At 43.7% G+C, this 22,509-nt stretch carries 26 protein-coding genes and 3 pseudogenes; 19 read left to right on the top strand and 10 right to left on the bottom strand.

Annotated elements, in window-relative coordinates:
• Positions 1–5: 5 nt before the first annotated feature.
• On the bottom strand, positions 6–389 hold the full coding sequence (locus tag H5300_RS16805) for a VOC family protein (RefSeq protein ID WP_108207637.1): 384 nt from the start codon (positions 387–389) through the stop codon (positions 6–8).
• Positions 389–1,321 carry a LysR family transcriptional regulator gene (locus H5300_RS16800; protein ID WP_182796473.1) on the bottom strand — a complete coding sequence of 311 codons (933 nt, stop codon included), beginning with the start codon at positions 1,319–1,321 and terminating at the stop codon, positions 389–391. Before H5300_RS16800 ends, H5300_RS16805 begins: the two co-directional genes overlap by 1 nt.
• Positions 1,322–1,695: 374 nt before the next feature.
• Here H5300_RS16800 and H5300_RS16795 point away from each other — a divergent pair, with 374 nt between their 5' ends.
• Positions 1,696–2,289 carry a cysteine dioxygenase family protein gene (locus H5300_RS16795; protein ID WP_017079740.1) on the top strand — a complete coding sequence of 198 codons (594 nt, stop codon included), beginning with the start codon at positions 1,696–1,698 and terminating at the stop codon, positions 2,287–2,289.
• A gap of 135 nt (positions 2,290–2,424) precedes the next feature.
• Positions 2,425–3,246 (top strand): helix-turn-helix domain-containing protein, encoded by an 822-nt coding sequence (locus tag H5300_RS16790; protein WP_182796472.1) that lies wholly within the window; start codon positions 2,425–2,427, stop codon positions 3,244–3,246.
• A 7-nt stretch (positions 3,247–3,253) separates the two neighbouring features.
• Here H5300_RS16790 and H5300_RS16785 read toward each other — a convergent pair whose 3' ends face one another.
• Positions 3,254–4,000: an EAL domain-containing protein gene (locus H5300_RS16785; RefSeq protein ID WP_259397700.1), complete on the bottom strand. Its 747-nt coding sequence runs from the start codon at positions 3,998–4,000 to the stop codon at positions 3,254–3,256.
• A 368-nt stretch (positions 4,001–4,368) separates the two neighbouring features.
• Between H5300_RS16785 and H5300_RS16780 the strand changes: the two genes are divergently transcribed.
• From H5300_RS16780 to H5300_RS16770, 3 genes and pseudogenes are all read left to right on the top strand, one after another.
• Complete coding sequence (locus H5300_RS16780; RefSeq protein ID WP_017094962.1) at positions 4,369–5,562, top strand: glycine C-acetyltransferase; 1,194 nt, start codon at positions 4,369–4,371, stop codon at positions 5,560–5,562.
• Between the two features lie 110 nt (positions 5,563–5,672).
• Positions 5,673–6,704, top strand: a complete 1,032-nt coding sequence (gene tdh, locus H5300_RS16775) for an L-threonine 3-dehydrogenase (protein WP_004730216.1) — start codon at positions 5,673–5,675, stop codon at positions 6,702–6,704.
• A gap of 128 nt (positions 6,705–6,832) precedes the next feature.
• A pseudogene (locus H5300_RS16770) lies at positions 6,833–6,973 on the top strand (L-threonine 3-dehydrogenase); the annotation flags it as partial.
• A 111-nt stretch (positions 6,974–7,084) separates the two neighbouring features.
• On the opposite strand, the gene H5300_RS16765 reads toward H5300_RS16770, so the two are convergent.
• The gene (locus tag H5300_RS16765; protein ID WP_182796471.1) at positions 7,085–8,122 is read right to left on the bottom strand and encodes a tyrosine-type recombinase/integrase; all 1,038 of its coding nucleotides are present in this window, start codon (positions 8,120–8,122) and stop codon (positions 7,085–7,087) included.
• A gap of 133 nt (positions 8,123–8,255) precedes the next feature.
• Between H5300_RS16765 and H5300_RS16760 the strand changes: the two genes are divergently transcribed.
• Positions 8,256–8,636, top strand: a complete 381-nt coding sequence (locus tag H5300_RS16760; protein ID WP_145571655.1) for a hypothetical protein — start codon at positions 8,256–8,258, stop codon at positions 8,634–8,636.
• A 295-nt stretch (positions 8,637–8,931) separates the two neighbouring features.
• Here the strand turns inward: H5300_RS16760 and H5300_RS16755 are convergent, their stop codons facing one another.
• A complete protein-coding gene (locus tag H5300_RS16755; RefSeq protein WP_102257504.1) occupies positions 8,932–9,558 on the bottom strand; it encodes a phage repressor protein CI in 627 nt (208 codons plus the stop codon).
• Positions 9,559–9,649: 91 nt separating this feature from the next.
• Between H5300_RS16755 and H5300_RS16750 the strand changes: the two genes are divergently transcribed.
• The 5 genes from H5300_RS16750 (at position 9,650) to H5300_RS16730 (ending at position 12,841) form a co-directional block, all read left to right on the top strand.
• Positions 9,650–9,862 (top strand): hypothetical protein, encoded by a 213-nt coding sequence (locus H5300_RS16750; protein ID WP_029203682.1) that lies wholly within the window; start codon positions 9,650–9,652, stop codon positions 9,860–9,862.
• A 113-nt stretch (positions 9,863–9,975) separates the two neighbouring features.
• Positions 9,976–10,488: a phage regulatory CII family protein gene (locus tag H5300_RS16745; RefSeq protein ID WP_182796470.1), complete on the top strand. Its 513-nt coding sequence runs from the start codon at positions 9,976–9,978 to the stop codon at positions 10,486–10,488.
• 371 nt (positions 10,489–10,859) lie between these two features.
• Positions 10,860–11,180, top strand: coding sequence for a hypothetical protein (locus tag H5300_RS16740; RefSeq protein ID WP_182796478.1), 321 nt, complete (start codon positions 10,860–10,862; stop codon positions 11,178–11,180).
• Entirely contained in the window at positions 11,177–12,343 is a 1,167-nt protein-coding gene (locus H5300_RS16735) for a replication initiation protein (protein ID WP_182796469.1), read from the top strand. The genes H5300_RS16740 and H5300_RS16735 overlap by 4 nt, the downstream gene beginning before the upstream one ends.
• A gap of 267 nt (positions 12,344–12,610) precedes the next feature.
• Positions 12,611–12,841 carry a hypothetical protein gene (locus H5300_RS16730; protein ID WP_016799977.1) on the top strand — a complete coding sequence of 77 codons (231 nt, stop codon included), beginning with the start codon at positions 12,611–12,613 and terminating at the stop codon, positions 12,839–12,841.
• A gap of 143 nt (positions 12,842–12,984) precedes the next feature.
• Here the strand turns inward: H5300_RS16730 and H5300_RS16725 are convergent, their stop codons facing one another.
• Positions 12,985–13,557 carry a DUF2913 family protein gene (locus tag H5300_RS16725; protein WP_182796468.1) on the bottom strand — a complete coding sequence of 191 codons (573 nt, stop codon included), beginning with the start codon at positions 13,555–13,557 and terminating at the stop codon, positions 12,985–12,987.
• 233 nt (positions 13,558–13,790) lie between these two features.
• On the opposite strand from H5300_RS16725, the pseudogene H5300_RS16720 reads away from it, so the two are divergent.
• The 7 genes and pseudogenes from H5300_RS16720 to H5300_RS16690 all read left to right on the top strand — a co-directional run bounded on the left by H5300_RS16720 (position 13,791) and on the right by H5300_RS16690 (position 17,604).
• Positions 13,791–14,048 (top strand): annotated as a pseudogene (locus tag H5300_RS16720) (type II toxin-antitoxin system Phd/YefM family antitoxin).
• A pseudogene (locus H5300_RS16715) lies at positions 14,036–14,268 on the top strand (type II toxin-antitoxin system RelE/ParE family toxin). The pseudogenes H5300_RS16720 and H5300_RS16715 overlap by 13 nt, the downstream one beginning before the upstream one ends.
• Before the next feature lie 76 nt (positions 14,269–14,344).
• Complete coding sequence (locus tag H5300_RS16710) at positions 14,345–14,707, top strand: hypothetical protein (RefSeq protein ID WP_259397699.1); 363 nt, start codon at positions 14,345–14,347, stop codon at positions 14,705–14,707.
• A 464-nt stretch (positions 14,708–15,171) separates the two neighbouring features.
• Entirely contained in the window at positions 15,172–15,945 is a 774-nt protein-coding gene (locus H5300_RS16705; RefSeq protein ID WP_016799981.1) for a ParA family protein, read from the top strand.
• A gap of 16 nt (positions 15,946–15,961) precedes the next feature.
• The gene (locus tag H5300_RS16700; protein WP_016799982.1) at positions 15,962–16,261 is read left to right on the top strand and encodes a hypothetical protein; all 300 of its coding nucleotides are present in this window, start codon (positions 15,962–15,964) and stop codon (positions 16,259–16,261) included.
• Between the two features lie 508 nt (positions 16,262–16,769).
• On the top strand, positions 16,770–17,279 hold the full coding sequence (locus H5300_RS16695; protein ID WP_017059569.1) for a hypothetical protein: 510 nt from the start codon (positions 16,770–16,772) through the stop codon (positions 17,277–17,279).
• 43 nt (positions 17,280–17,322) lie between these two features.
• Entirely contained in the window at positions 17,323–17,604 is a 282-nt protein-coding gene (locus H5300_RS16690; RefSeq protein WP_259397698.1) for a hypothetical protein, read from the top strand.
• A 21-nt stretch (positions 17,605–17,625) separates the two neighbouring features.
• On the opposite strand, the gene H5300_RS16685 is transcribed toward H5300_RS16690, so the two are convergent.
• Positions 17,626–17,913 (bottom strand): hypothetical protein, encoded by a 288-nt coding sequence (locus H5300_RS16685; RefSeq protein ID WP_157373155.1) that lies wholly within the window; start codon positions 17,911–17,913, stop codon positions 17,626–17,628.
• A 91-nt stretch (positions 17,914–18,004) separates the two neighbouring features.
• Here H5300_RS16685 and radC point away from each other — a divergent pair, with 91 nt between their 5' ends.
• Entirely contained in the window at positions 18,005–18,490 is a 486-nt protein-coding gene (radC, locus tag H5300_RS16680; protein ID WP_017059566.1) for a DNA repair protein RadC, read from the top strand.
• A 170-nt stretch (positions 18,491–18,660) separates the two neighbouring features.
• On the opposite strand, the gene ltrA (H5300_RS16675) is transcribed toward radC, so the two are convergent.
• The 3 genes from ltrA (H5300_RS16675) to ltrA (H5300_RS16665) form a co-directional block, all read right to left on the bottom strand.
• Entirely contained in the window at positions 18,661–20,133 is a 1,473-nt protein-coding gene (ltrA, locus tag H5300_RS16675; RefSeq protein WP_182796467.1) for a group II intron reverse transcriptase/maturase, read from the bottom strand.
• Between the two features lie 234 nt (positions 20,134–20,367).
• A complete protein-coding gene (locus tag H5300_RS16670) occupies positions 20,368–20,511 on the bottom strand; it encodes a hypothetical protein (protein ID WP_182796466.1) in 144 nt (47 codons plus the stop codon).
• 85 nt (positions 20,512–20,596) lie between these two features.
• Positions 20,597–22,069, bottom strand: a complete 1,473-nt coding sequence (gene ltrA, locus H5300_RS16665) for a group II intron reverse transcriptase/maturase (RefSeq protein ID WP_182796477.1) — start codon at positions 22,067–22,069, stop codon at positions 20,597–20,599.
• Positions 22,070–22,509 lie beyond the last annotated feature (440 nt).

Genomic DNA, 22,509 nt, shown 5'->3' with positions numbered 1-22,509 from the left:
CAGCTTTAGATCTGATAAAGTTCTAGCGGTAGGCCGTCTGGGTCTGCGAAAAACGTAAATGATTTCCCCGTAAACTCATCAACTCGAATCGGTTCGACTTCAATGCCTTGTTCTTCCAAATAGCTTTTGGCATTTTGAACGTCATCAACACAAAAAGCCAAATGTCTCAGCCCTTGAGCTTCCGGAAAGCTTGGTCTTTCAGGTGCGTTAGGGAAGCTGAATAATTCTATTTGAGCGCCATTAGGCAGTGCTAAGTCAAGTTTGTACGACTGGCGCGCTTCACGATAATTCTCAGCAATCACTTCAAGCTTTAAAACTTCCGTATAAAAGCGTTTAGAAACTTCGTAGTCTGAGCAAATAATGGCGGCGTGGTGTATTCCTTTCAACATCAGTTTATTTCTCCTGCCAGCTTGTCACCCAAGTGTTCCATCGCATAATCAATGAACACACGCAATCGCGCAGGCATGTACTTGGTTTGAGCAAACTGCATCGCGATAGCGCCATGGTAATTACTCTTGATGGTCCAATCTTCCAATACTTGAACTACAGAACCTTCAGCTAATGCATCTTGAATCACGAAGTCATGGAAAATACCTACGCCTAGACCTTCTTTAACGCCTTTCAATCGCATCTGAGAGTGGTTCACAGCGTAACGTCCGCTGACGGGTACTGTGTAAAACTCATCATCTTTAAGGAAGTCCCAAATGTGGTCTTTATCTGTTTCTGCAAGGTATAAGCAGTCGTGCTCAGAAAGCTCGGTAGGGTGGTGAGGAATTCCTTTGGCTTCCAAATAGCCAGGGCTTGCACAAAGTACAAGGTTCGTCTTGCCTAGCTCTTTTAAAACCAAACTCTCGTCAGGTTTGTCGGTAAGGCGAAAAGCAATGTCGATGCCTTGGCGCAATATGTCGATGTCGCCATCGGCGGCTCTTAACTTGAGTTGAATCTCAGGGTACTGATTTAAAAATGGAACAACAAAAGGCTGTAGCACTGAGTTCAAGAACGCCTCAGGCGCCGCTACTGTTATAGAGCCTGCAGGTTCAGTATGGTCAGAGGTAGACAGCTCAACCGCTTGTTGCGCCGCATTAATCATGACCACGCTTTGGTCGTATACCAACTGGCCTGCTTGCGTGATGACCAATGTACGAGTGGTACGTTCAAACAGCTTTACTGAGAGTGCTTTTTCTAGACGTGTGATCAATTTACTCAACGCTGAGGGTGTCACCCCTAACTGCTTTGCTGCAGCGGTAAAGCTACCTTCATTCACAACTAAGATAAACGAGGCGAGATCGGGAAGTAGGGCGATGAGTTTTGGGTTAATCATAAGTATCCAGTTAGACTGATTTCAACGGTGGCCATAACCTTGATTGTGAGTGATCTCTTCTGATTTGTGAATCAATTTCATTAATTGATACGCGCAATAGTAGTCGTGATGGAAGCCGTTCTTTTGTTGTTCCTATTTCATATTACTCAGTTATTCAGATCTCAAGTCAATATGGCGATTCCGTTGCTTCAAATTGGTTGTTAGATGCTTTTGTTATATGAATGTAAATACTTGTGATTGCTTGTTAAATTTAATTTAAACGGTGTTAGTATCCTCCCAACTTGTGCTGAATCGAATCAGCTATATTTCATCGTTCCAAGAGAACTTTTAACTTCGAGTTCGGAAGAGCAAAAACATAGTCAGAGGTAAGTATTTTGCAACGTACTGATATCACCCCAACGCAATCTCCCGCGTTAGCCGCGTTAATTAATAACGATTATGAGCTTAATTTCCAAGAGTTTATGGACCAAATACAGCTGGCGAATAAACCTATGTCTCTGGCTTCCATTCGGTTCATATTGGATAACATCGAGCTGAGTAAAGAAGAGATCAAGTCGTTGGCGAGTTTTGATAAAGAAACATACTGTCGACAAAGGCTTTTCAAAAATGACCACTGTGAAGTTTTAATTTTGAGTTGGCTAAATGGGCAAAGAAGTAAAATACACGATCATTTAAATACGTCTTGTGGCGTAAAAGTTTTACACGGGCAAGCAACGGAAACCCTGTTTGAAACAGCGGCTAATGGCCATATTTTTGCTTCTCAGTCGACTCATTTCCAAGAGGGCAGTGTGACCGTTAGTAAAGATAATGATATCCATCAGATATCGAATCTACAGGCTGGCGATGAGCCGCTCATTACGTTACATGTGTATTCGCCCCCTTTAAGCCAGTTCCACCTCTATCAGCTAGAGAGCGGTAAGTCGGAGCTGCTCGACATACAACAAGAGTGCTGGGCCTACGAGATTTAACATTTATCTGTAGCGACCTGCCTACAAATACAACCAGTTCTGGGGGAGTTTTGGTTAAACGAGGTTATGTCCAATGCATCATGTCATAGTAGAGATAAGTAAACTACACTAGTTAAAAAGCTAGGTAAGTGACAGATGAATAAAGACAATTTCCCAATTGAGCTAAAACGACTTCGTGAATCAGCGTCCATTTCACAGGAAGAATTTTCAGAATTGCTTTCCAATTCTCATCGAGCATTTTTTGGTGTTAATCAAGTAATGGTCAGTCAGTGGGAAAGGGCAAAGACGCTACCTAGTTTTGTTCGTCGCCTTGGTATCGCGAGTTTCTTTCAGGTCGACTATGATTTTTCGGTAGAAGAAATGGTGCAAGTCAAGGCCGCAACAAAGAATATGGAACGTCCGTCTAATGCCGATATTGGCTACGACTATGAGGTCACAAGCGTAGAGTCATACAACATGGGTTTGCTTCCTGCGAAAAGGCTTAAGTCGATTCAAGGGATGCACCTCAAAACTTATGGCAAAGACTTTATCGAGGTTGCTCAGTATCTCGGCGTGAAAAAAGACGATATGCAGGTGCTTTGCTTCTTGTTCGAGGGAGTCATTATTGGTCATGTGGTTTACGATGGCCTCAGTAAGATGCTTTGCAGTGTTGGCGCGGTTAGCATCGTGATTCGACGCAAGATCTTCGATTACATGGCAGATAATTTGGCAGGCATTGAATTTCGCTTTCCGACTCTTGATCCTGCAATGTCCCAGTTCCTCTATGATCTTTACTTAGAGCCATACATGAGCAAGCTCGGCATGCCGTTTTTCAAGGCAGATATCAAGAAAGTGGTGAAAAATCCTTTTTCTCAGAACATCCAAAATAAACACGATATTTACTTTAAGTATATCCGTTACCACGACCTTAAGCAGAATAAGAAAAGTGTCGAGTTTGTTTTAAGATCTAGTCTGTAAAAGTGCTCTACATGACCAATCTTAGGTCGGTTAAAGGCAGAGGTTTTGAGTACAAGAAGCCTTGATAGCGATCAAACCCTAGCTGGTGGATCATTTGACGTGTATCTGTGTCTTCAACGCCTTCCGCAACGGTTTCGATTCCAGACTCTTTGCAGTACGCCAGAGTGCGCTTAACCAAGTCGGAGCTTTCTGGCTCAATGCTATCCACAATCGATTTATCGAACTTCACTTCATCGACATTAAGGCTAATCACCTTATTCATGTCTGAATAACCGATACCAAAATCGTCGATAGAGATTCTGACGCCCAGAGACTTAAAGCGCTTTATCTGCTCACAAAGCTGCTCATCTAACTGATCATTTTCACTTAGCTCAAAGGTAAGCTGTTCTGCTTTGAAAGATGCATTCCAAAGTAATTCACGAACCTTTTCGACATTATCAGGGTTTGCTAGAACTTTCTTGCTGATGTTTACCGCCAAGCTTAGATGAACGGAAAGCGATTTGACCTCCGTTAGAGATTGCTCAAGCACACTAAAAAAGATTTCTTCTTCATAACCCAATGCAAACGCGCGATCAATAAACACGCCCGGAGAGAAAATCCCTTCTTCTGGAATATCTAAACGAAACAGCGCTTCAACTCCAGTCACCTTCTCGACACAAGGCTGAACCTTTGGCTGATAAAAGCAGGTGTACCAGTCGTTTTCGAAGGCTTCTTGTATGGTGTGGTCGGATAGGGTCATGTACTTGTTTCTCATCTTGTCTCATTTGCATAGCGGCGTAACGGTCGCACATTCTGAGAGAAGCGGAGAATCATCACTATATCGTTCTGAGGTGAAAAATTGATATTCGATATGAAAGCGAAATTAGACATGAACGGAGGGGGATTTGACGTTAAAAAGAACAGGTAAGACGCGTTTATGTGCCCTGTGTCACTGGGATGAATCATTATTCATGCCTGTGATTCATTAATGTTTTTCCAACTAAAGGGATAATCGAGAAGGGGATGTTCAACTAGAATAGGGGTATAAGTTTTACAGTGTAAATGATCGAATTGAAATCGTTTACATCCCCTACATAATGCGGCGCGCGATGCTGCTGAATAATAATTAGGAAGGAATAGACAATGTCTTCTGCATTTTACCAACAGATTCAAACTCAAATCGAAGAAGTTAAAGAAGAAGGTCTTTACAAGTCTGAGCGCATTATCACTTCTGCTCAAAAAGCAGCAGTTTCTATCTCGACTGGTGAAGAAGTACTAAACTTCTGTGCAAACAACTACTTAGGCCTTGCTAACCACCCTGACCTTATCGAAGCTGCTAAAGACGGTATGGATCAACACGGTTTTGGTATGGCTTCTGTTCGTTTCATCTGTGGTACTCAAGACTCTCACAAAGAACTAGAGCAAAAGCTATCTACGTTCCTTGGTAAAGAAGACACTATCCTTTACACATCTTGTTTTGATGCAAACGCTGGCCTATTCGAAACGATCCTAGGCAAAGAAGACGCAATCATTTCTGATGCTCTAAACCACGCATCTATCATTGATGGTGTTCGTCTATGTAAAGCAATGCGCTTCCGTTACTCGAACAACAACATGGAAGAGCTAGAGCAACAACTTATTGCAGCTAAAGAAGCGGGCGCTCGTCACACGCTTATCGTAACTGACGGTGTGTTCTCTATGGACGGCGTAGTCGCTAACCTTCCTGCTATCTGTGACCTTGCTGACAAGTACGGCGCACTAGTGATGGTTGATGACTCTCACGCAGTTGGCTTCATGGGCGAAAACGGTGCGGGTACTCACGAGTTCCACAACGTTGTTGACCGTATCGACATCATCACAGGTACGCTTGGTAAAGCAATGGGTGGCGCTTCAGGCGGTTACACTTCTGGTAAGAAAGAAGTGATCGACTGGTTACGTCAGCGTTCTCGTCCATACCTATTCTCTAACTCTGTTGCACCTGCAATCGTATCTGCGTCTATCCGCGTTCTAGATCTTCTAGCGGAGTCTGGCGACCTACGTACTCAACTATGGGAAAACTCTGCTCACTTCCGTACTCGCATGGAAGCAGCTGGTTTCACTATGGGTGGTGCTGACCACGCAATCATCCCAATCATGCTGGGTGATGCAAAAGTAGCGGCTGAATTCGCAGAGCGCGCACTAGAGAAAGGTATCTACGTAGTAGGTTTCTCATTCCCTGTAGTACCAAAAGGCCAAGCTCGTATCCGTACGCAAATGTCTGCTGCACACTCTCGTGAGCAACTGGATCGCGCAATCGATGCGTTCATCCAAGTTGGTAAAGACATGGCTATCATCTAATTTTAAACGGGTGCCTTTTGCATCCTTTGATTAGATAGAACAACACCCAATAGAACATATAGATTTTTGATTCTCGCCTTACAGTTAGGCGAGATGAACTGGATAACATTATGAAAATTAAAGCACTTTCTAAGCTTAAGCCTGAAGAAGGCATCTGGATGACCGAGGTTGAAAAACCTGAAATGGGTCATAATGATCTTCTTATCCGTATTAAGAAAACTGCAATTTGTGGTACTGACGTACATATCTACAACTGGGATGAGTGGTCACAAAACACAATTCCAGTACCTATGGTAGTAGGTCACGAATACGTGGGTGAAGTTGTTGGCATCGGCCAAGAAGTTCGTGGTTTTGAAATCGGCGACCGTGTATCTGGCGAAGGTCACATCACATGTGGTCACTGTCGTAACTGTCGTGGCGGCCGTACTCACCTTTGTCGTAACACAACAGGTGTTGGCGTAAACCGCACTGGTGCGTTCTCTGAGTTCCTTGTGATCCCTGCGTTCAACGCATTTAAGATCCCTGCAGAAATCTCTGACGATCTAGCATCAATCTTTGACCCGTTTGGTAACGCAGTACACACAGCGCTTTCTTTCGACCTAGTAGGCGAAGACGTACTAATCACTGGTGCTGGTCCAATCGGTATCATGGCTGCTGCTGTTGCTAAGCACGTTGGTGCTCGTCACGTTGTAATCACTGATGTAAACGAATACCGCCTAGACCTTGCTCGTCAAATGGGTGTAACTCGCGCAGTAAACGTGATGGAAGAGAAGCTTGAAGACGTAATGGCTGATCTTGGCATGACAGAAGGCTTCGATGTAGGTCTAGAAATGTCTGGTAACCCATCTGCGTTCAACAGCATGCTGACTAACATGAACCACGGCGGTAAGATCTCTCTACTAGGTATTCCACCATCAGATATGGCAGTAGATTGGAACCAAGTCATCTTTAAAGGCTTGGTTATCAAAGGTATCTACGGTCGTGAGATGTTCGAAACTTGGTACAAGATGGCTTCTTTGATTCAATCTGGCCTAGATCTAACACCAATCATTACTCACCACTACAAAGTGGACGACTTCCAGAAAGGCTTCGACATGATGCGTTCTGGTATGTCTGGTAAGGTGATTTTAGACTGGGAGTAAGTTACTACCGGTTTTGAATATCAGAAGGCAACAGGTAAAACTGTTGCCTTTTTTGTCGCTATTCTGTAGCCATTTTTAATTGATAATCATCATAATCTATTGATATTTAATGGTTATTTTTATTTTTGTATATGGTGGCAAGTTTGATTCAATCAGGGTTAGACCTATCACCAATCATTACTCATCACTTTAAAATTGATGATTTCCAAGCTGGCTTCGATGCTATGCGTAGTGGGCTTTCTGGCAAGGTTATCCTTGATTGGGAATAGAAAAAATTAGGCTCTAAATAGCAAAAGGCGACAGTGAAAACTGTCGCCTTTTTTACGAATAAAACCGCTAAATAACGGTCGATTACAGTGTCTGCCGCCACTTTGTCGCCATTAATTCTCTAATGGATTGAGGTGTACAGCTTGTATCAAATGTTCTGGAGCAAAATGAGAATACGCCATTGTCTGCTCAATCTTAGTATGCCCAAGAATACGCTGTAACACCAAGATATCCCCTTTGTTCATCATAAAATGCGAAGCAAAGGTATGCCGTAGAACATGCGTCGCTTGCCCACTCGGAACGTGCTCTGGTAAAGCTCTTTTAATGTAGCGCCAGGCGTCCTTGTAACTCGTGTTAAAAATTTCATGGTCGCTCACGGCGATATCTAAGATCTCTTGATATAAAGCTGGTGAGATGGGCACACTTCGATTCCTCTTACCTTTTGTCTCGGTGTAAGTCAGTTTAAATTCAGCTACCTGTGAACGGGTAAGAGTTAGAGCTTCACTTATACGGGCACCGGTGGCTAAGCAAATCTTAGAAATTACAATGAGCTGTGGAATCGAGACTGTAATGACTCGGTTGCAATTCTTTAAGTTAACTAAGAACTCTTCAATTTGTGGCTTGGTTAGATATGCCAGGTTCTTCTCGCTAGTTTTGATTGTATCGATAGCTTCAATCGGGTTGGGGTATATCCATTGATTGTACTTGATTAGTTTCTTGAACATTCCCTTTAGATAAATCAATTCCATGTTATGTGTTGTTGGTGAAACCTCAACAGATTTATTTTTGCCACGGTAGGGTATTCGCGCTGCACGATAGTCCAAGTAGTCTCGTTCTTTAAGGTGGTAGGCAATCGGGTTACCTAATCCTTCAATTGTTTTGGCTATTAGATCCCGAGCTTGTTTACCTGATTTCAACGTATGACCGTGTATGTTCCACCAAGTGTCTAACAGTTCGCTCATTCTACGGTGATCGGGTTTACTTCCCATCCATGGCTTATCGTCAATCTCCTTCAACGTGTGAAGCTCAAAAGCTTTTGCTTCTCCCTTAGTCGTAAACTTTTTACGAACACGCTTCCCCGTTCGCCCATTTGGGTAACATTCGCAGAGCCAAGGTTTGGTAGAACCATCTTTTAAATTGCGGATAGACATAATAAAGCCTAAGACTACTGTATATAAAAACAGTATAATTAGAGCTGAAACGTAGAACAATGTTTTATATCGGACAAAAAGCACAGGTTAGGCTCCTCTCTCAAAGTGCTAAGAAAGCTAATAGGTTATTGCTATGTATCAATCAATTCATGTGACTGCTGGCTACAGTCATTTCAAAATCAACAGTGATGGTCCAATTGGAGTAAGTAAGAAGAACCAAGGTGAGATTGACGCGGTTTTGAAACTAGGTAATCGCTTTACGGCACCATTTGGTGGGTTTATAGAAGCTGAAAATGTGATCGGCTTGAAGTGGGTGAAGCTAGTTGATATTAAATATCTGTGTACTGATGAAGAAGCCGAAACTATCGAGTACGTGATACAAAAAGACCATTATGTAGTGGGGACGTATCAAGACCGGAAGTTGTATATTTTATTGTTTGGTGGAGAACCAAAGCACCATCAGATCAAAGGCCTTGAACAAGATGGGAAAAATAATGTGTTTGGGTTGTTTTAATGTAGAGGTGATAATTTATAAATCAGTTAGGCCAGAAACTTACAGTCCGTATTGTCGGCTTGATCTTATAGATTAGCAGGTTGGCTAGCTCATTATTGTCCAAAAATGTTTCAGGACTACTTAGAGATTGCACAACGATCAACATTGAGCCAAAGAAGAAGGCTGCCATAAGGCAGCCTTTTTTAGTTTGCAAGTGCAACTTCTCACGAGGGTAGGGTGATAATAGGCTCGTTAAGTATCGGTGACGCTATTAATCAAATTAACTGCAGTGCTCTCAAACAGATGAGTGTAACAGTTAACGCTTTTCCATCACTAACGCAACTCTACCTACAACCCTTACTTCATCTTCTTCGACGGTTAGAGTCGAACCGTTAAAGCTGATTGCTAGTTTTTTGCCTGGTAAGCGCTGGATGTCGTTTAGCGAGAGTAGGCCGTCCATATCAACTAGGTATGTACCGCTTACTGCATGGTGAGATTCTTTATTTATAAGGAACGTAGTAGTTCCATCTTTGATTGCTATTACATTACTTACACCTAACTCGTCTAGAAGAGCTTTATCGAATGCAAGTATCCCTTTCCCAACCAATTTACCGTCGTCAATAGAGAAACAGTCGATATCGAAAAGAGTTTTCGATTCGTTCTTCTTATTAATATGCTTTTGGGTTGGTGTTTTAGGGTACGGTTCGCCTTTATCTAGAAGTAACCATTCAAGTGAGACTCCAGTGCTCAAATGAGTCCTTACTGCAATTTCAAAGGGAGTAAGGTTTCTCTGTCGCCAAGTCGCGATTGTTGATTTTGGGATGCCAAATACGTCTGCTACGTCCTGTTGGCGGTCTGAATTCGTGATATCTATCAACTTCTTGATAATATCTCTACCTCCCAAATACGATATTTGGTCTATTTTAAGTTGCTTGTTATTCATATGTGATCAATAATCGCAATTGAGTTCGAAATGGTGGGGTGCAACTCGTCATTCCGAAATTAAACATTCAATAACAGAATAGGATATCACTATGCTCTCATATCAAGTAGTCCTAAATACGCCTTTCATGACGTACGACCAATACTCTCAGTTCTCTGGAATGCCGAAACGCACCATCATGGATTGGGTAGCTGATGGTCGCTTACCTATTAAAACTAAAGCAAAAGGTAAAGAAACCCCTCTCATCAATATGGTCATGTTGCTAGAAATGGCAACGCGTGAAACGTTGGAGAGAATGGGGTAAATAGCCATGCGTTTATCTTTCATAATTTTAACCAAAGAGCTTTGTCCGTTGGGGCTAACATTCTTGGTTGGAGTTTCGTTGTCATCTCGTCTTTGTTCAATTGAGTATTGGTTATGAACGGAATTGACTCAATAGGCGAATTTTCTCGCACAAAACAAGGGGCCTTTAATGAGGCGTGTTGCGTGTTCGCTAGGTCAGAGAATATGGCTAGGCTGGCAGAGGTTATAGGGATGAGTCCGACCATGCTGCGGAATAAACTTAATCCTGAGCAGCCTCATGTCCTGAGTTGTGTTGAAGCCATCACTCTCGCCAAAGTGAGCGGTAATCACATCATTGTAAACAGCTTACTTCTTGGACTGGGTGTGGTCACCGCTTATATACCGCCCAACACTACGGATGATGCCTTTGTTTTGTGCGCACTAGAGAGCTCGACCCATTCGGGTGAGTTGTCTCGAATGGCTTTGGAGTATGCAGGAAAGCCTAGGCTTACTCGGGCACAGAAATATGAGATTGTTCAGACCGTACACGCGAATATCAGCGGTCAGGTTTTGCTCCTCAATAGTTTGGAAAAACTGAATCAAGGTGTTGGTCTGCTCAAAGCGATAGGGCGGAAAGGTGGGCGCTAGTGGTATATCAGTTTCAAGTATTCATTCGGAGGGGTGATGCTCATTGCTCCGGATCATAAGCCATCTTCTGAAAGGTCTGGTCATGGATTAACAGAAGAAGATAAGCGAAGAGGCCTTCGCTATATCAGGCGCATCCGACGCGAGTTATGTGACCGTCAACTTTCGTCATTATTGGTTGAGTGGATGAGGTTAACGTATCAATTAAGGCATTCGAGTCGGGTGTTTGAACAAGTACGGCTGCGAATTCGTTTATTCGGCCTTGAAAAGCGAATGCAAAGAATCAGACAGCGTTGGCTTTAACGCGTTGTCCTTAGCCTGAGTAACGTCATTGGCTGCTCCCAAAGGAGAGCCTGTTAGCCAAGGAAAACGTGATGAATAATCATGAGTGGGTGGTCATAGGCGGTAAGGTGCTTCTTCAAACAAGCCAACAAGCGGTCTTCTATCTAGCGGTAGTGAGCGAAGACCAATGGCGTGATGAATTCCGCTGTTATGTGAAAAGCGGGGTGAGGGGAAATGACGAATACTTAGCAATTGAACGCCTGAATGGAAAGGATTCATCAGGTTCGACAGGCTTATTGGGCGCCACTAAGAGCGTCAACTCGGTCGTAACGTACGAGGCCTTGGAAAGGGTGTTTATCCAGAGCGAGTCTGGAAGTCAACGTGGACAAGGGGCGGTGAGGGCGAGCCGATGACGGCTCATTCTGAATACGCTGCGTCTTCGTCTATGTCGTGTTTGAGCCGGCTGCTTGAGGAAGCGCCTTATTTGTCGAGGTGCAGTGACAACAAAACCGCGATGCTAATTCGACCTCGAAACTACGCCGTCAGATGGCCCTATATGCAGGTCAATCGAAAAGAGATGCAGGCGTGGATGGTTTTCGATATTGATCATGAACACCGAGCTTTCCCCAATCCCTACATTTGGCAAGATGAAGGGTTGCCGCCCCCCAATATGATTGTCCGAAACCGTACCAGTAATAAAGCCCACCTTTTTTATGCCATTGTACCGGTTTGCACCAGTGATCAGGCTCGCTCCAAACCCATTCAGTACCTCAAAGCCATTTATCGCGCGTTAGCCTTGCGATTGGAGGCGGACTTGAGTTATTCAGGGCCTGTTGCCAAAACGCCCTTTCATCCTTGGTGGCAGACAACCGAACTTCACCGCAGTGTCTATGAACTTAACGAGTTAGCGGATTCGCTTGAACTGGAGAGTACGCGGCCGTGGCTTCGTCAAGAGAGTGACGTTTCTTATTCCCGGAATTGTACTTTGTTTGAATGTACTCGCCGGTTCGCTTATGACATCGTCGACGAAGAAAGGGAAAAGGGCAGCTATACGAATTTTAAAGGCCGTGTAGAGAGCTTTGCACATATTAATAATGCCAATTTGGTGGGTAAGCCGTCTTTGCCATGCAGTGAGGTGTTAGCGGTGGTAAAAAGCGTCTCTCGTTGGACCTGGGATAAATATTGTGCTCGGTCAGACTGCCAGCGAGGTGTGATGAGGTTGGATAGTGGATTAAGTTTACAGGAAAGGCAGCGTAGAGCGGCCAGAAGAACTCATAACCTTCGTCGGACGAAGACCACTCGCCGAATTATCCGCGCCTGTCTGTTTCTGTTACGCAAAAATCAGGAGCTCACGATTGGTTTGGTGGCGCGTAAGGCGAACTTGTGTCGCCAGACCGTCAGTCGTTACGTCTATCTGTTTGAATGGGTCAAGTCTGCTTTATCCGAAAGTAGGCGAAATGGGCCAGAGCCTCGTGGTAATTATGCTGTTCATCAGATATCTGCCCCTATAACGTTAGAGAGGGCGGAGTATGAAGTAGGGAAAAAGAAGGCGGTGCTTGAGTCGGCTTTTCCTTGAGTTAAATAATAATGAGTAACTATCGACTAAAAACGAGGTCCCTTAGTAAATTCAATTATGGAGTTGAGACTAGGTTGCATTTATTGGACACCCGATCATCTCCTCTCTTACTTTTTGTCCGCGAGCTCCTTTTTAAAGACATGAAATGTGTTCTAAGGGTGAGTCGACATGACCCTGTTCAATGTGATTGATGTCTCAATTTGTTTAAATATGGATTCACCCGCTCCATATTGCTGTATATTTACACAGTAACTTAAGGGAGGAGTTATGTCTTTTAAAGATAAAGAGACACTGTCAACAGGAATTGAATTCATTGTTGAAGCCGTAGCGGTGAAGACGAATGGCCAAGATCATTCAGCGTTAGGCTTATATCTGATCAGCTTACTGTTAGAAGATCAAAAGATTGGCCTTGATTGTGATGAAAAAAGGACGGTAGTACCGCTTGGTAAATCGCGTACAACACATCTTGATTTGGGCTGGAAGTGCCCAACGTTTTAGATTTGGTTGTGTTAGTTGGCGCTTCATATAGCTGTGGGACAATTACTAAGGTACAGGATAGACAATTGATGGAAAAGTACAGGTAAGCACTCACAAGAGTCTTGGACCAGTTAAGGCTAAACAGTGTGTGATAAGCAGTATGGTTAGCTAATTGGGTGGACTTTGTAATGATAGTTATTCAACTCTTCATTTGCTTGGCACAACTCATATGTGAAATAAGGTTGGGTTGCTAAGCTCTTAGTGAATCTGTCTAATTCATTCGTATGTATAAACAGCGAAATGGGTGCAATCTGACGGTTTTCATTATCGAAGCAATGATCAATATGTGCTCTGTCGATATAAACAACGTCCATTTCCTGCTTAGGGGTCTCTTCAATAAGTTTTGTTTCTAATCCGCTCTTCTCAAAGCGTTCTAACAAGGCATAAAGCTTATCAACGTCGTTTTTGCTCTCTATCGCTGAATATTGAGATAAAACGCTTTCTAAGTGTTTTTCGATTGAGCCAAATTTACTCTTCATCAAACAAACAGTTTTAAGCTTTTTCTTGATAAGGCTATATCGAGCTCGTTTGATTTTTGGCTTTAAGAAGTCAATGATGATCTTGTTTCGTTGCTCTTCTTTAACAAAGTGACTGGAAGTTTTTACTTTGAAGTAAAGGTGAAGAAGAGTGTTTTCGAAGGTCGACTTAAGAAGTTGATGGTATGAATGTTCTGACATTGTTCACATCGATTATTTTCTGGTGAGGGTATCTTATCACAAGAATAGCAAGGCTCTAAGGCCGAAACCCAAGTGACGCCATTTGCTGTTTGTGTGTTGTTGAGTGAGTTTCCTACTCATAAGAAGCATGACTTAAGAGTGATTCTTAACGCTCAATATCTCTGCGCTAAACCTGGCACCTTGAAAGTGATACGACAGTATCACTTTATTACTCTTATTTTGGAGTTACTCTTATGAAAGTCGAGATCGTTACTTCCCTCAAGCGTCAAGCGTCCCAAATCCTAGCGGACTTACACGACACCAAAGAACCTGTGCTAATCACCTAACACGGTAAACCTTCTGCGTATTTGGTTGATGTGGACGACTATCATTTTATGCAAAACCGTTTGGTTATCTTTGAAGGGATCGCATGTGGTGAGCGCGCCATTTCACAAGGCAAGTCCTTGAGTCAGGATGAAGCTAAGGACAAGATGTCAAAATGGCTGAAGTGATTTGGAGTGAGCCGCGTGATCGGACCTCAAGGATATCGCGAAATACATTGCCCTTGAATATCTGGTTGCGGCCAAGCAGATGATTCAAAATATTTTCGACAAAGTTGAACACCTCAATTACCGAGAAGTTGTGGTCAACCCTTGTCGTGTTTTTTGCAAGCAAGACGGGGACAAGGTGTACATCTTGTTTGTGATGCGCGCGGAGCAAGGTTTATGTTGATTTTTGTATGAGCAAACAGTCAAGCGTCTGTGCCACCTCTGATAAGCTGATGGTCTACATCCGTTAAGACTCGAGTATGGCGAAAAAGAAAAAGGAACGCCAATCTAGGCGCCTCGCCAAACCAGTACTTTCATGGACGGAGGTTAAACTGATCACCAGCCGACGACATCGTATCGAGGGCGCATTAAGCTTCAGGGTGTCGACCATCTCTAGACAACAAGTTTTACCCGAATACGAGCGTATTTGGGAACAAACCATCGTCGAAGAAGCTTACCAACAAGCGATGGGCGAGTTATTAGATCAGGGCGATGTCGTGTTAAGAGTAGCAGACTCAATGGGCTTCTCATTCATTATGGGTATTTTCTTTTGGGAACACCTTTCTACAAACAGCCGCAATGAACAGTGGGATTTCACTTCCATGACTCTGCCCAGTGGGTGACTCAATCTTGTCGTGGCGTTCAACCAGTTGGCGCTGCTCATCACGCCAGTAGGCAAAACTTAGCCATTCTTTGGGTTTAAATTCGCGTCTTTCTGGTGTGAGTCAGATAGCTCCAAATATCGATGGCGCGTCGGGACTTGATGAATTCGATTCATGCTTAAACAGTGTCCCCCGTCGTAGTCACAATATTTTCAATTTCAGAACTGACTTTGATTCTAGTGTTGGGATTAACTTAACCAAGAAGTTTTGGTTGGTGAGGAGCCTAATAACTTGATTCATACGGATAGTGATCTCGCGGCTGGTGTCACTTTCTTTAGGATTTTTAGTGTCTTGACATCATCGACTGGTAACGGGGGAATAACTTTAAGTGTTGATAGGAAAAGTGTATTACATATGTAATACATTGACAGTGTGCTTTTTGTTTTTTATTGTGTATTACACATGTAATACATGAGGTGTTTATTATGAAAACTAAGATCATCAGCGCGGCGAACCAAAAAGGTGGCGTTGGAAAAACCACGACTCTTGTCAATTTAGGGGCTGAGCTTGCACGAAAACGAAAAGTGTTAGTTATTGACCTCGATCCTCAAGGGAACTGCTCTAAAACGTTAACCGGACAACGTGATTTTAAGTTTGAAGAGACGGTGGCTGCTTTGTTTGATAAGCCTAAAGTTGTGTCCATTGTCGATTTAATTCAACCTGCACAGATTAATGGGAACTCTATTGAAAACCTCTATGTCGTTCCCGCTGATGTTCAGTTGTCACGTGTCATCGAAACATCACTGACAAAGATTAATCGTGAACGAATTTTAGAAAAGCAATTAGCGAAGTTAGGTGATACCTATGATTTCATTCTTCTTGATACTCCACCAAACTTATCCCTAACGACTCTTAACGCAATCCAGGCTTCAGACCTTATCTTGATCCCTGTAGATTCAGGTGCATTTTCATTAGACGGCATTAGCTCTTTACTCGAAGCTGTCTATGAAATTAAGGAGGATGAAGGCAATTATCTGATCTTGAGGAACGAGGTCGACTCAAGAAACACTATTATTAATGAGTTCATTGATGAGGAATTGGAGGTAGTACAAGATAAATTGCTACCAGTATCTGTCCGTCGTTCTGAGCATGTTGGACAAGCTAATGCCGTTTCCTCTCCTGTGCGCTTTTATAAATCGGGATCTCTTGTTAATAACGATTACCGAAAACTGGCTGCGTTTCTTTTGAATTTGATGTAATACATAGGTAATACATATGAGCAAGTTGAAAAAACGAGGAGCTATAACAGCTATCTCTACTGACAAGAACGAAGGTTCAAGTAAGTCGACTGGAATTACGACTGTCAAAAAGAAAGTGACGACATCTTATATGGTGCCTCCTCTGACTCTTAGAATGTCACTTACTGATAAAGAACGGATAACCGATTGGGTAGCAAATCTGCAAGAGCAGACAGAGAGAAATGTGTCTGCAGCGAAACTGTACCGAGCTTTGGCTTTATATCGAGACAAGATAGATGATGAAGAGCTCGTTGAGTTGATTAATAAAATGAATTGAATATGTATTACCTATGTAATACATATTTGCTTTTAAGGCTCTGTATCTATTTTAAGACATTTCATAGAGCCTTAGTTTGGACTTAACTTCTAGCACGGATGAACATGACACTTGAAGCGTCTTATTACCTGTTCTGGGCCTTCTCTCCTTGTAAAGACTAACACTTTAAACGTGTCTTTAATCATGACTCTTATCGTTGCCTTGGTTCCCCTGCAGCTAGGCCTTGTTTGAACCCCGTTATTGTCCTAAGAGTCATAGCGCCTTGTCGTTTCCTCCTCGTTGTTCTCTCTGTCTTCGAATAAGTTCGTGTAAGGGCTTGTTTTCTTATGCGCCAATTTTCTTTCACTCGCATCATTTTCGGGCATGCAGGCTGTTAACCGTTTCTCCCCACAACCTGCTTTACAAGGGAGGCTTCGCCGCTGCGCGCCCTTGCAAAGCAGAACGATGTTGAGAGAGCGGACAGCCAAGCGGCTCCGAAAAGTGATACTCAAACAGAAAGGAAACTCTCATGGCGCAACAAAACTCAACCCCAACTCTCTCTAATTCAAATTCATCGACCAGCGTTTCGCCGCTGGGGCACGAAAGCTCACCAAAAAATGATGTCTCTAGTCCTTTGGCGGTATTGAAGTTGCGCTCTCAAGTCAAAAAGTGTCGTGATGAGGCGAAAAGAAAGTCTGATTGGGTTTCCAAAATCCAGCGTTTGAAAATGTTCAGTCGTCGCCAGTCGCCAGAGCAGCAGGCTGATATCGCAGCGTTAAAAGACCAAGGGTTCGTTGAAGCTATCAAGCAGCAGTTTCCGCTATTGGGATCGCGTCGTTTTGCTTTCCATGAAATCCGTGATTTTTTCATCGAATTAAATGGTGCTGGCTTTGGTGAATGGTTTCTTCACGAGCGAGTGGATCACATCATTCTTTACACCACTTACGGTTCTGTGTTTCCCGCGTTGCGCTTTGTGACAACGGGAGAGGGGACGTTTAAGTGCTCAGGGTTTTGTTTTGATGTGCGTTTTGGCGCTTAGGGGGTCACATGAAAGTGCGTTCTACAGTATCCGCTGACATTCCATGCACGTGATTTGGGTGAATTCGACCGACTTTGATTCCACCGTAAAGGCCGTCAAGGTTCATGAAATTTTGGTGAATGAGTTTGGGTATACCGACGCCTTAATACTAGAGCAAGGCAACCGAGGCAAGGGGGTGAGTATCAGTGTGTGTGACCTGACTACCACCATTAAACAGATGCGAGAAGACTACGGCTACGCAAAGAAAGCAGAAAGGACGATAGGAACAACCTCTGAGCATCGCACGTCGGCTAAGGCTTTACTCTCTTGTCTGTATGACGACTAAAGTCGGCAGATGCGTGACGGCTCAAATACTCATCAGATCATCAATCTGTCTGAATTTTGTTTCGATATTCCAACTGTTTGCGGTATTCAAGCGGTTCGTGTTTTTAGACGAGCAACGCCCTGTTCGGTCTTGTCCTAAGTAGCCAAGGTTATCGAGTGGCGCAAGTCGAGTAACCAGCAGGGCGCTCTCTTGGTGGGGAAGGGACATTTCTATCTGGGCGACGTACTTTGGGTTGAGATATTGGCTTAGGCTGTCCTTTTGGCTTGTTGTCGCGACTTCCTTTAAACCGTCCCATTTGAGAACCCTCACGCAAGGGAGGCTTCGCCGCTGCGCGCCCCGCTGCAGAACCTGCAACTGGGTACGGACAGTCAGACGCTCGCCAAGACCGAAAGGAAATACCATGTCAGCACTTGTTCAATACTCAAATGTTTCGTTATTCACATCAGAAGAAAAGGGCACCCTTGACCAGGCCGCAAGCATTCTCAAATCCAAACTGTTTATTTCAGAACAAACGCCATTAACCTCGCCTGAATTGGTGAAATCGTTCTGCCAAACGTCCTTGGCCGCTTGTGAGTCTGAAGTGTTTGGGATTATCTTCCTCGATAATCAACATCGAGTGTTGCGCACCAAAGAGATGTTCTACGGTACCGTTAATGCCGCTTCGGTCTATCCGCGTGAAGTCGTGAAAGCGTCGCTGGCCGCGAACGCGAGTGCGGTTATTCTCTATCATAACCACCCAAGTGGCGACGCCACCCCAAGTCAAGCTGACCGACGCATTACCCGTCAACTGACGGATGCGTTGGCATTGGTTGATATCCGAGTACTGGACCACTTTGTGGTTTCATTTGAGTGTGTGGTGTCTTTTTCTGAGCGAGGCTGGATTTAAAAAAGCGGCTTATGGCCGCTGATTGAAACAGGGTAGGAGACTACCCTTTAACACATTTTTGTCGAGTAGACGACACTTGTTACCAAGTGTCGCCCCTCTAAGAACCGTACGTGCAACTTTCACTGCATACGGCTCAAGCCTCCACTAAGGCATCATTGATACCCAGCAACTTATAAAGCAGTCGAAGCAGGTTCGTTCCAAGAGTTACGAGCTAGCCTTTTGGGTTTTCTCTTCGCCAAGTATTCTTGGTATTGAGGGTCAAAAGGGGTCGCAGCACTCCTAATTTTCACGTGTCTTTCGATAGGCACTTTCGCTATTTGGAACAGATTGAAGTGACAGTCCATGTTCATGATTTTCTGCCAACCGTGAAATTGCCACTGGCCTTTACGATTGAGGAAGTACTTATGAACAACCCAGTCTTTGGACTTGGTTGGATGACGTCTAACTGCCCAGTGCCATAGCGCTTGGAATAGTTTGTGGCCGACATACCCGAATATTTGTTTAGCAACACAGTGGCGATAGTAATTCGCCCATCCCCTGAGTTTCGGATTTATCAACTTGATAAGATCGTTAACAGGGATGGTTGCGTGCTTTTTAATGAGTTCTCGTAGATTTCTCAAGAATAACAACGTGTTGGATTTGCTCGGCTTGATGAGCAATTTCCCTTTGTACTTCCTGTGATTGAAGCCTAGAAAGTCAAAGCCATCATCAATATGAGTGATCTTCGTTTTCTCTTCGGAGAGGGCTAACCCTCTTTCTGCCAAAAAGCCAGCAATCAACGGTTTGATGTCGTTCACTAGCACTTCCTTTGAAGAGCAAGTAACCACGAAATCATCCGCGTAACCGATAAAGTTGGCTCTAGCCCCCTTTTTCAGGGCTGTAGATTTTATTTGTTGCTCTATTCCCGCGAGAGTCATTAGCATCAAGGTTGGAGAGATTATTCCACCTTGAGGTGTACCCTCATCGGTATCATAGAACAGACCCTTATCCACATAGCCAGACTTTAACCATTGTTCTAACATACGTTTATCTACCGTGATATTGTCCATAAGCCATTGATGCCCGATTTTATCGAAGCAAGCCTTAATATCTCCCTCAAGAATCCATTTCGCTGATCGCTTTAGAGCCAAACATTTGAAACACTGACTGACGGCGTCAGCCGTGCTGCGATTTGTCCTAAACCCATAGCTATTGAGGTCGGCAAGCGTTTCGGACACTGGTTCTAATGCTAGAAGGTGGAGGGCTTGTTGCGCTCTATCAATCATGCATGGAATACCCAATGGCCTGAGCTTACCGTTCTTTTTGGGAATGTAGATACGTTTGAGTGGTTTTGCAGAGTAAGCCTTGCGGCTCAGTTGATTGACTGCTTTCATACGGCGTACATCTGTGTTCCAGGTGACACCGTCTATTCCAGACGTTTTACTGCCTTTATTCTGAGAGACTCGCTTAACCGCAAGAAGCTTGGCTGAGCGAGAATGAGTCAAGAGCCACTGTAAGGACTTCACCTTACTGTATTTCTTTTCTCTAGTTGCTTTTGCGATACGCATTTGAAGCTTCAATACGTGTGCTTCAACGGATTTCCAGTCGATGGACTGCCATTGAGCGCCGTCAGAAGATGCACTAATCTCTTTCGAGATCACCATTTGCTTTTCTCCTTGAATTAAGTTCTTCAAATTCTCTCGCAATGGGAGACCAGTCGGAAGTGGGCTCACTTTCGTGATCAGACATAGGTCTGTATCTGCATCATTACAATGTAGCTTTCGCTTTTTCCGACCTCCTATACCTGCATCACTATCGGCCACAAAGGCTTTCCCAAAGGGAATGATACAGGCTTACCCTGTTCCGTATGTTACGTAAAATGTCAGCTTAGATGCCCACTATAGTGCGGAGAGTACGGCGATCACGAAAAAGTACTGTCCAACCTCTTTCCAACTCTCGTTGCCTTTTGGCCACAGCGTATTAACCACTTCCGCTGCTTCAACGTATAACGCATCTGTCGGGTGGACGACACTTGTTACCAAGTGCCGTCTCCCTAAGAACCGTACGTGCAACTTTCACTGCATACGGCTCAAGCCTCCGCAAAGGCATCGTTTGATACCCAGCAACTTATAAAGCAGTTAAAACAGGATCGTTCCAAGAGTTGCGAGCTTTCCTTTTGAATTTTCTCTTCGCCAAGTATTCTTGGTGCTGAGGGTCAAATGGCGTTGCGGCACTTCGGATTTTCACATGTCTTTCTATTGATACTTTGGCTATTTGAAATAGATTGAACTGACAATCCATATTCATTATCTTCTGCCAACCGTGAAATTGCCATTGGCCTTTTCGGTTGATGAAGTACTTATGGGTGACCCAACTTTTTGATTTAGTTGGGTGACGCCTAATAGCCCAGAGCCACAATGCTTGGAATAGTTGGTGTCCAACGTATCCGAAAACTCGTTTAGCAACACAGTGGCGATAGTAATTCGCCCATCCCCGTATTTTGGGGTTTATCATTTTGATAAGGTTATTTACGGGGATCGTTGCGTGAGTTTTGATGAGTCTACGCAAGTTACTTAAGAATGACAGTACATTGGTTTTACTCGGTTTTATGAGTAGCTTTCCTTTGTATTTTCTGTGGTTAAACCCTAGAAAATCGAATCCATCATCAATATGAGTTGTGCGTGTTTTTTCATCGGAAAGTGTTAGACCTCTTTCTAGTAGAAATTCAGTAATCAATGGCTTAATGTCGTTCTCTAATACATCCTTTGATGTACAAGTGACAACAAAATCATCAGCGTATCCAATAAAGTTGGCTCTTGCTTTCTTCTTAAGAGCCAAGGACTTTATTTGTTGTTCAAGCCCTGCGAGAGTGATTAGCATTAATGTTGGAGAAATTATGCCACCTTGTGGCGTGCCTTCTTCCGTACGATAAAACAACCCTTTATCTACAAAACCAGACTTCAACCATTGTTCCAACATACGCTTGTCTACAGCGATGTTATCAAGAAGCCATTGGTGCCCGATTTTATCAAAACAGGATTTAATATCTCCTTCAAGAACCCATTTAGCTGCCTTCTTTTGAGCCAAGCATAAGAAAGACTGCGCTATTGCATCAGTAGTGCTTCGGTTTGGTCTGAAGCCGTAACTATTTGGGTCTGAAATTGTTTCCGAGATAGGCTCCAAAGCAAGGAGGTGGAGTGCTTGTTGCGCTCTATCTGCCATACAAGGAATACCAAGTGGTCGAAGCTTACCGTTCTTTTTAGGGATGTAGATACGCTTGAGTGGTTTAGCTTGATAAGCTTTTCGACTCAATTGATTCACTGCATTCATGCGACGTGCATCTGTATTCCAGAGCACGCCATCTATTCCAGGCGTTTTACTACCTTTGTTTTGAGATACTCGCTTAACAGCAAGAAGTTTTGCTGAACGAGAATGGGTTAGTATCCACTGTAAGGCTTTTGCTTTACCGTGATTACCTTCTCTAGTTGCCTTTGCGATACGCATTTGGAGCTTTAAGACATGCGCCTCCACAGCCTTCCAGTTAATGGATTGCCATTGTGCACTGTCAGAAGATGCACTAATCTCGTTCGAAATCATCATTTGCTTTTCTTCCTTAATAAAGTTCTTCAAACTCTCTCGCAACGGGAGACCAGTTGGAAGTGGGCTCACTTTCGTGATCAGGCATGTGCCTGTATCTGCATCATTACAATCCAGCTTTCGCTTTCTCCAACCTCCTTTACCTGCATCACTATCGGCCACATAGGCTTTCCCAGAGGGAGTGATACAGGCTTACCATGTTCCGTATGTCTCGTAATGTCAGGGTAGATGCCCACTATAATGCGGAGAGCATTTCGATCACGAAAGAATACACCCAAACTTCTTTCCTACTCTCGTTGCTTATTTAGCTACAGCGTCTAAACCACTTCCGCTGCTTGTGAAATTACGCATCTGACGTGGATTCACTTCTGTTCATCATACTGACTTATATGAACGCTTCCCCATTTGCTAGGTCATCATTAAGTTATTTTCAAACATGGTTA

The sequence above is a fragment of the Vibrio sp. SG41-7 genome, from assembly GCF_014164465.1.
In the GTDB taxonomy this organism is placed as follows: domain Bacteria; phylum Pseudomonadota; class Gammaproteobacteria; order Enterobacterales; family Vibrionaceae; genus Vibrio; species Vibrio splendidus.
The sequence above is the reverse complement of the archived record's forward strand: the minus strand, read 5'-3'. Positions and strand labels throughout refer to the sequence as shown.

Coding starts and splice junctions, on each gene's coding strand:
- H5300_RS16805 (WP_108207637.1), bottom strand. CDS start 389: ATGTTGAAAGGAATACACCACGCCGCCATTATTTGCTCAGACTACGAA.
- H5300_RS16800 (WP_182796473.1), bottom strand. CDS start 1,321: ATGATTAACCCAAAACTCATCGCCCTACTTCCCGATCTCGCCTCGTTT.
- H5300_RS16790 (WP_182796472.1), top strand. CDS start 2,425: ATGAATAAAGACAATTTCCCAATTGAGCTAAAACGACTTCGTGAATCA.
- H5300_RS16785 (WP_259397700.1), bottom strand. CDS start 4,000: ATGAGAAACAAGTACATGACCCTATCCGACCACACCATACAAGAAGCC.
- H5300_RS16780 (WP_017094962.1), top strand. CDS start 4,369: ATGTCTTCTGCATTTTACCAACAGATTCAAACTCAAATCGAAGAAGTT.
- tdh (WP_004730216.1), top strand. CDS start 5,673: ATGAAAATTAAAGCACTTTCTAAGCTTAAGCCTGAAGAAGGCATCTGG.
- H5300_RS16765 (WP_182796471.1), bottom strand. CDS start 8,122: ATGTCTATCCGCAATTTAAAAGATGGTTCTACCAAACCTTGGCTCTGC.
- H5300_RS16760 (WP_145571655.1), top strand. CDS start 8,256: ATGTATCAATCAATTCATGTGACTGCTGGCTACAGTCATTTCAAAATC.
- H5300_RS16755 (WP_102257504.1), bottom strand. CDS start 9,558: ATGAATAACAAGCAACTTAAAATAGACCAAATATCGTATTTGGGAGGT.
- H5300_RS16750 (WP_029203682.1), top strand. CDS start 9,650: ATGCTCTCATATCAAGTAGTCCTAAATACGCCTTTCATGACGTACGAC.
- H5300_RS16745 (WP_182796470.1), top strand. CDS start 9,976: ATGAACGGAATTGACTCAATAGGCGAATTTTCTCGCACAAAACAAGGG.
- H5300_RS16740 (WP_182796478.1), top strand. CDS start 10,860: ATGAATAATCATGAGTGGGTGGTCATAGGCGGTAAGGTGCTTCTTCAA.
- H5300_RS16735 (WP_182796469.1), top strand. CDS start 11,177: ATGACGGCTCATTCTGAATACGCTGCGTCTTCGTCTATGTCGTGTTTG.
- H5300_RS16730 (WP_016799977.1), top strand. CDS start 12,611: ATGTCTTTTAAAGATAAAGAGACACTGTCAACAGGAATTGAATTCATT.
- H5300_RS16725 (WP_182796468.1), bottom strand. CDS start 13,557: ATGTCAGAACATTCATACCATCAACTTCTTAAGTCGACCTTCGAAAAC.
- H5300_RS16710 (WP_259397699.1), top strand. CDS start 14,345: ATGGCGAAAAAGAAAAAGGAACGCCAATCTAGGCGCCTCGCCAAACCA.
- H5300_RS16705 (WP_016799981.1), top strand. CDS start 15,172: ATGAAAACTAAGATCATCAGCGCGGCGAACCAAAAAGGTGGCGTTGGA.
- H5300_RS16700 (WP_016799982.1), top strand. CDS start 15,962: ATGAGCAAGTTGAAAAAACGAGGAGCTATAACAGCTATCTCTACTGAC.
- H5300_RS16695 (WP_017059569.1), top strand. CDS start 16,770: ATGGCGCAACAAAACTCAACCCCAACTCTCTCTAATTCAAATTCATCG.
- H5300_RS16690 (WP_259397698.1), top strand. CDS start 17,323: ATGCACGTGATTTGGGTGAATTCGACCGACTTTGATTCCACCGTAAAG.
- radC (WP_017059566.1), top strand. CDS start 18,005: ATGTCAGCACTTGTTCAATACTCAAATGTTTCGTTATTCACATCAGAA.
- ltrA (WP_182796467.1), bottom strand. CDS start 20,133: ATGGTGATCTCGAAAGAGATTAGTGCATCTTCTGACGGCGCTCAATGG.
- ltrA (WP_182796477.1), bottom strand. CDS start 22,069: ATGATGATTTCGAACGAGATTAGTGCATCTTCTGACAGTGCACAATGG.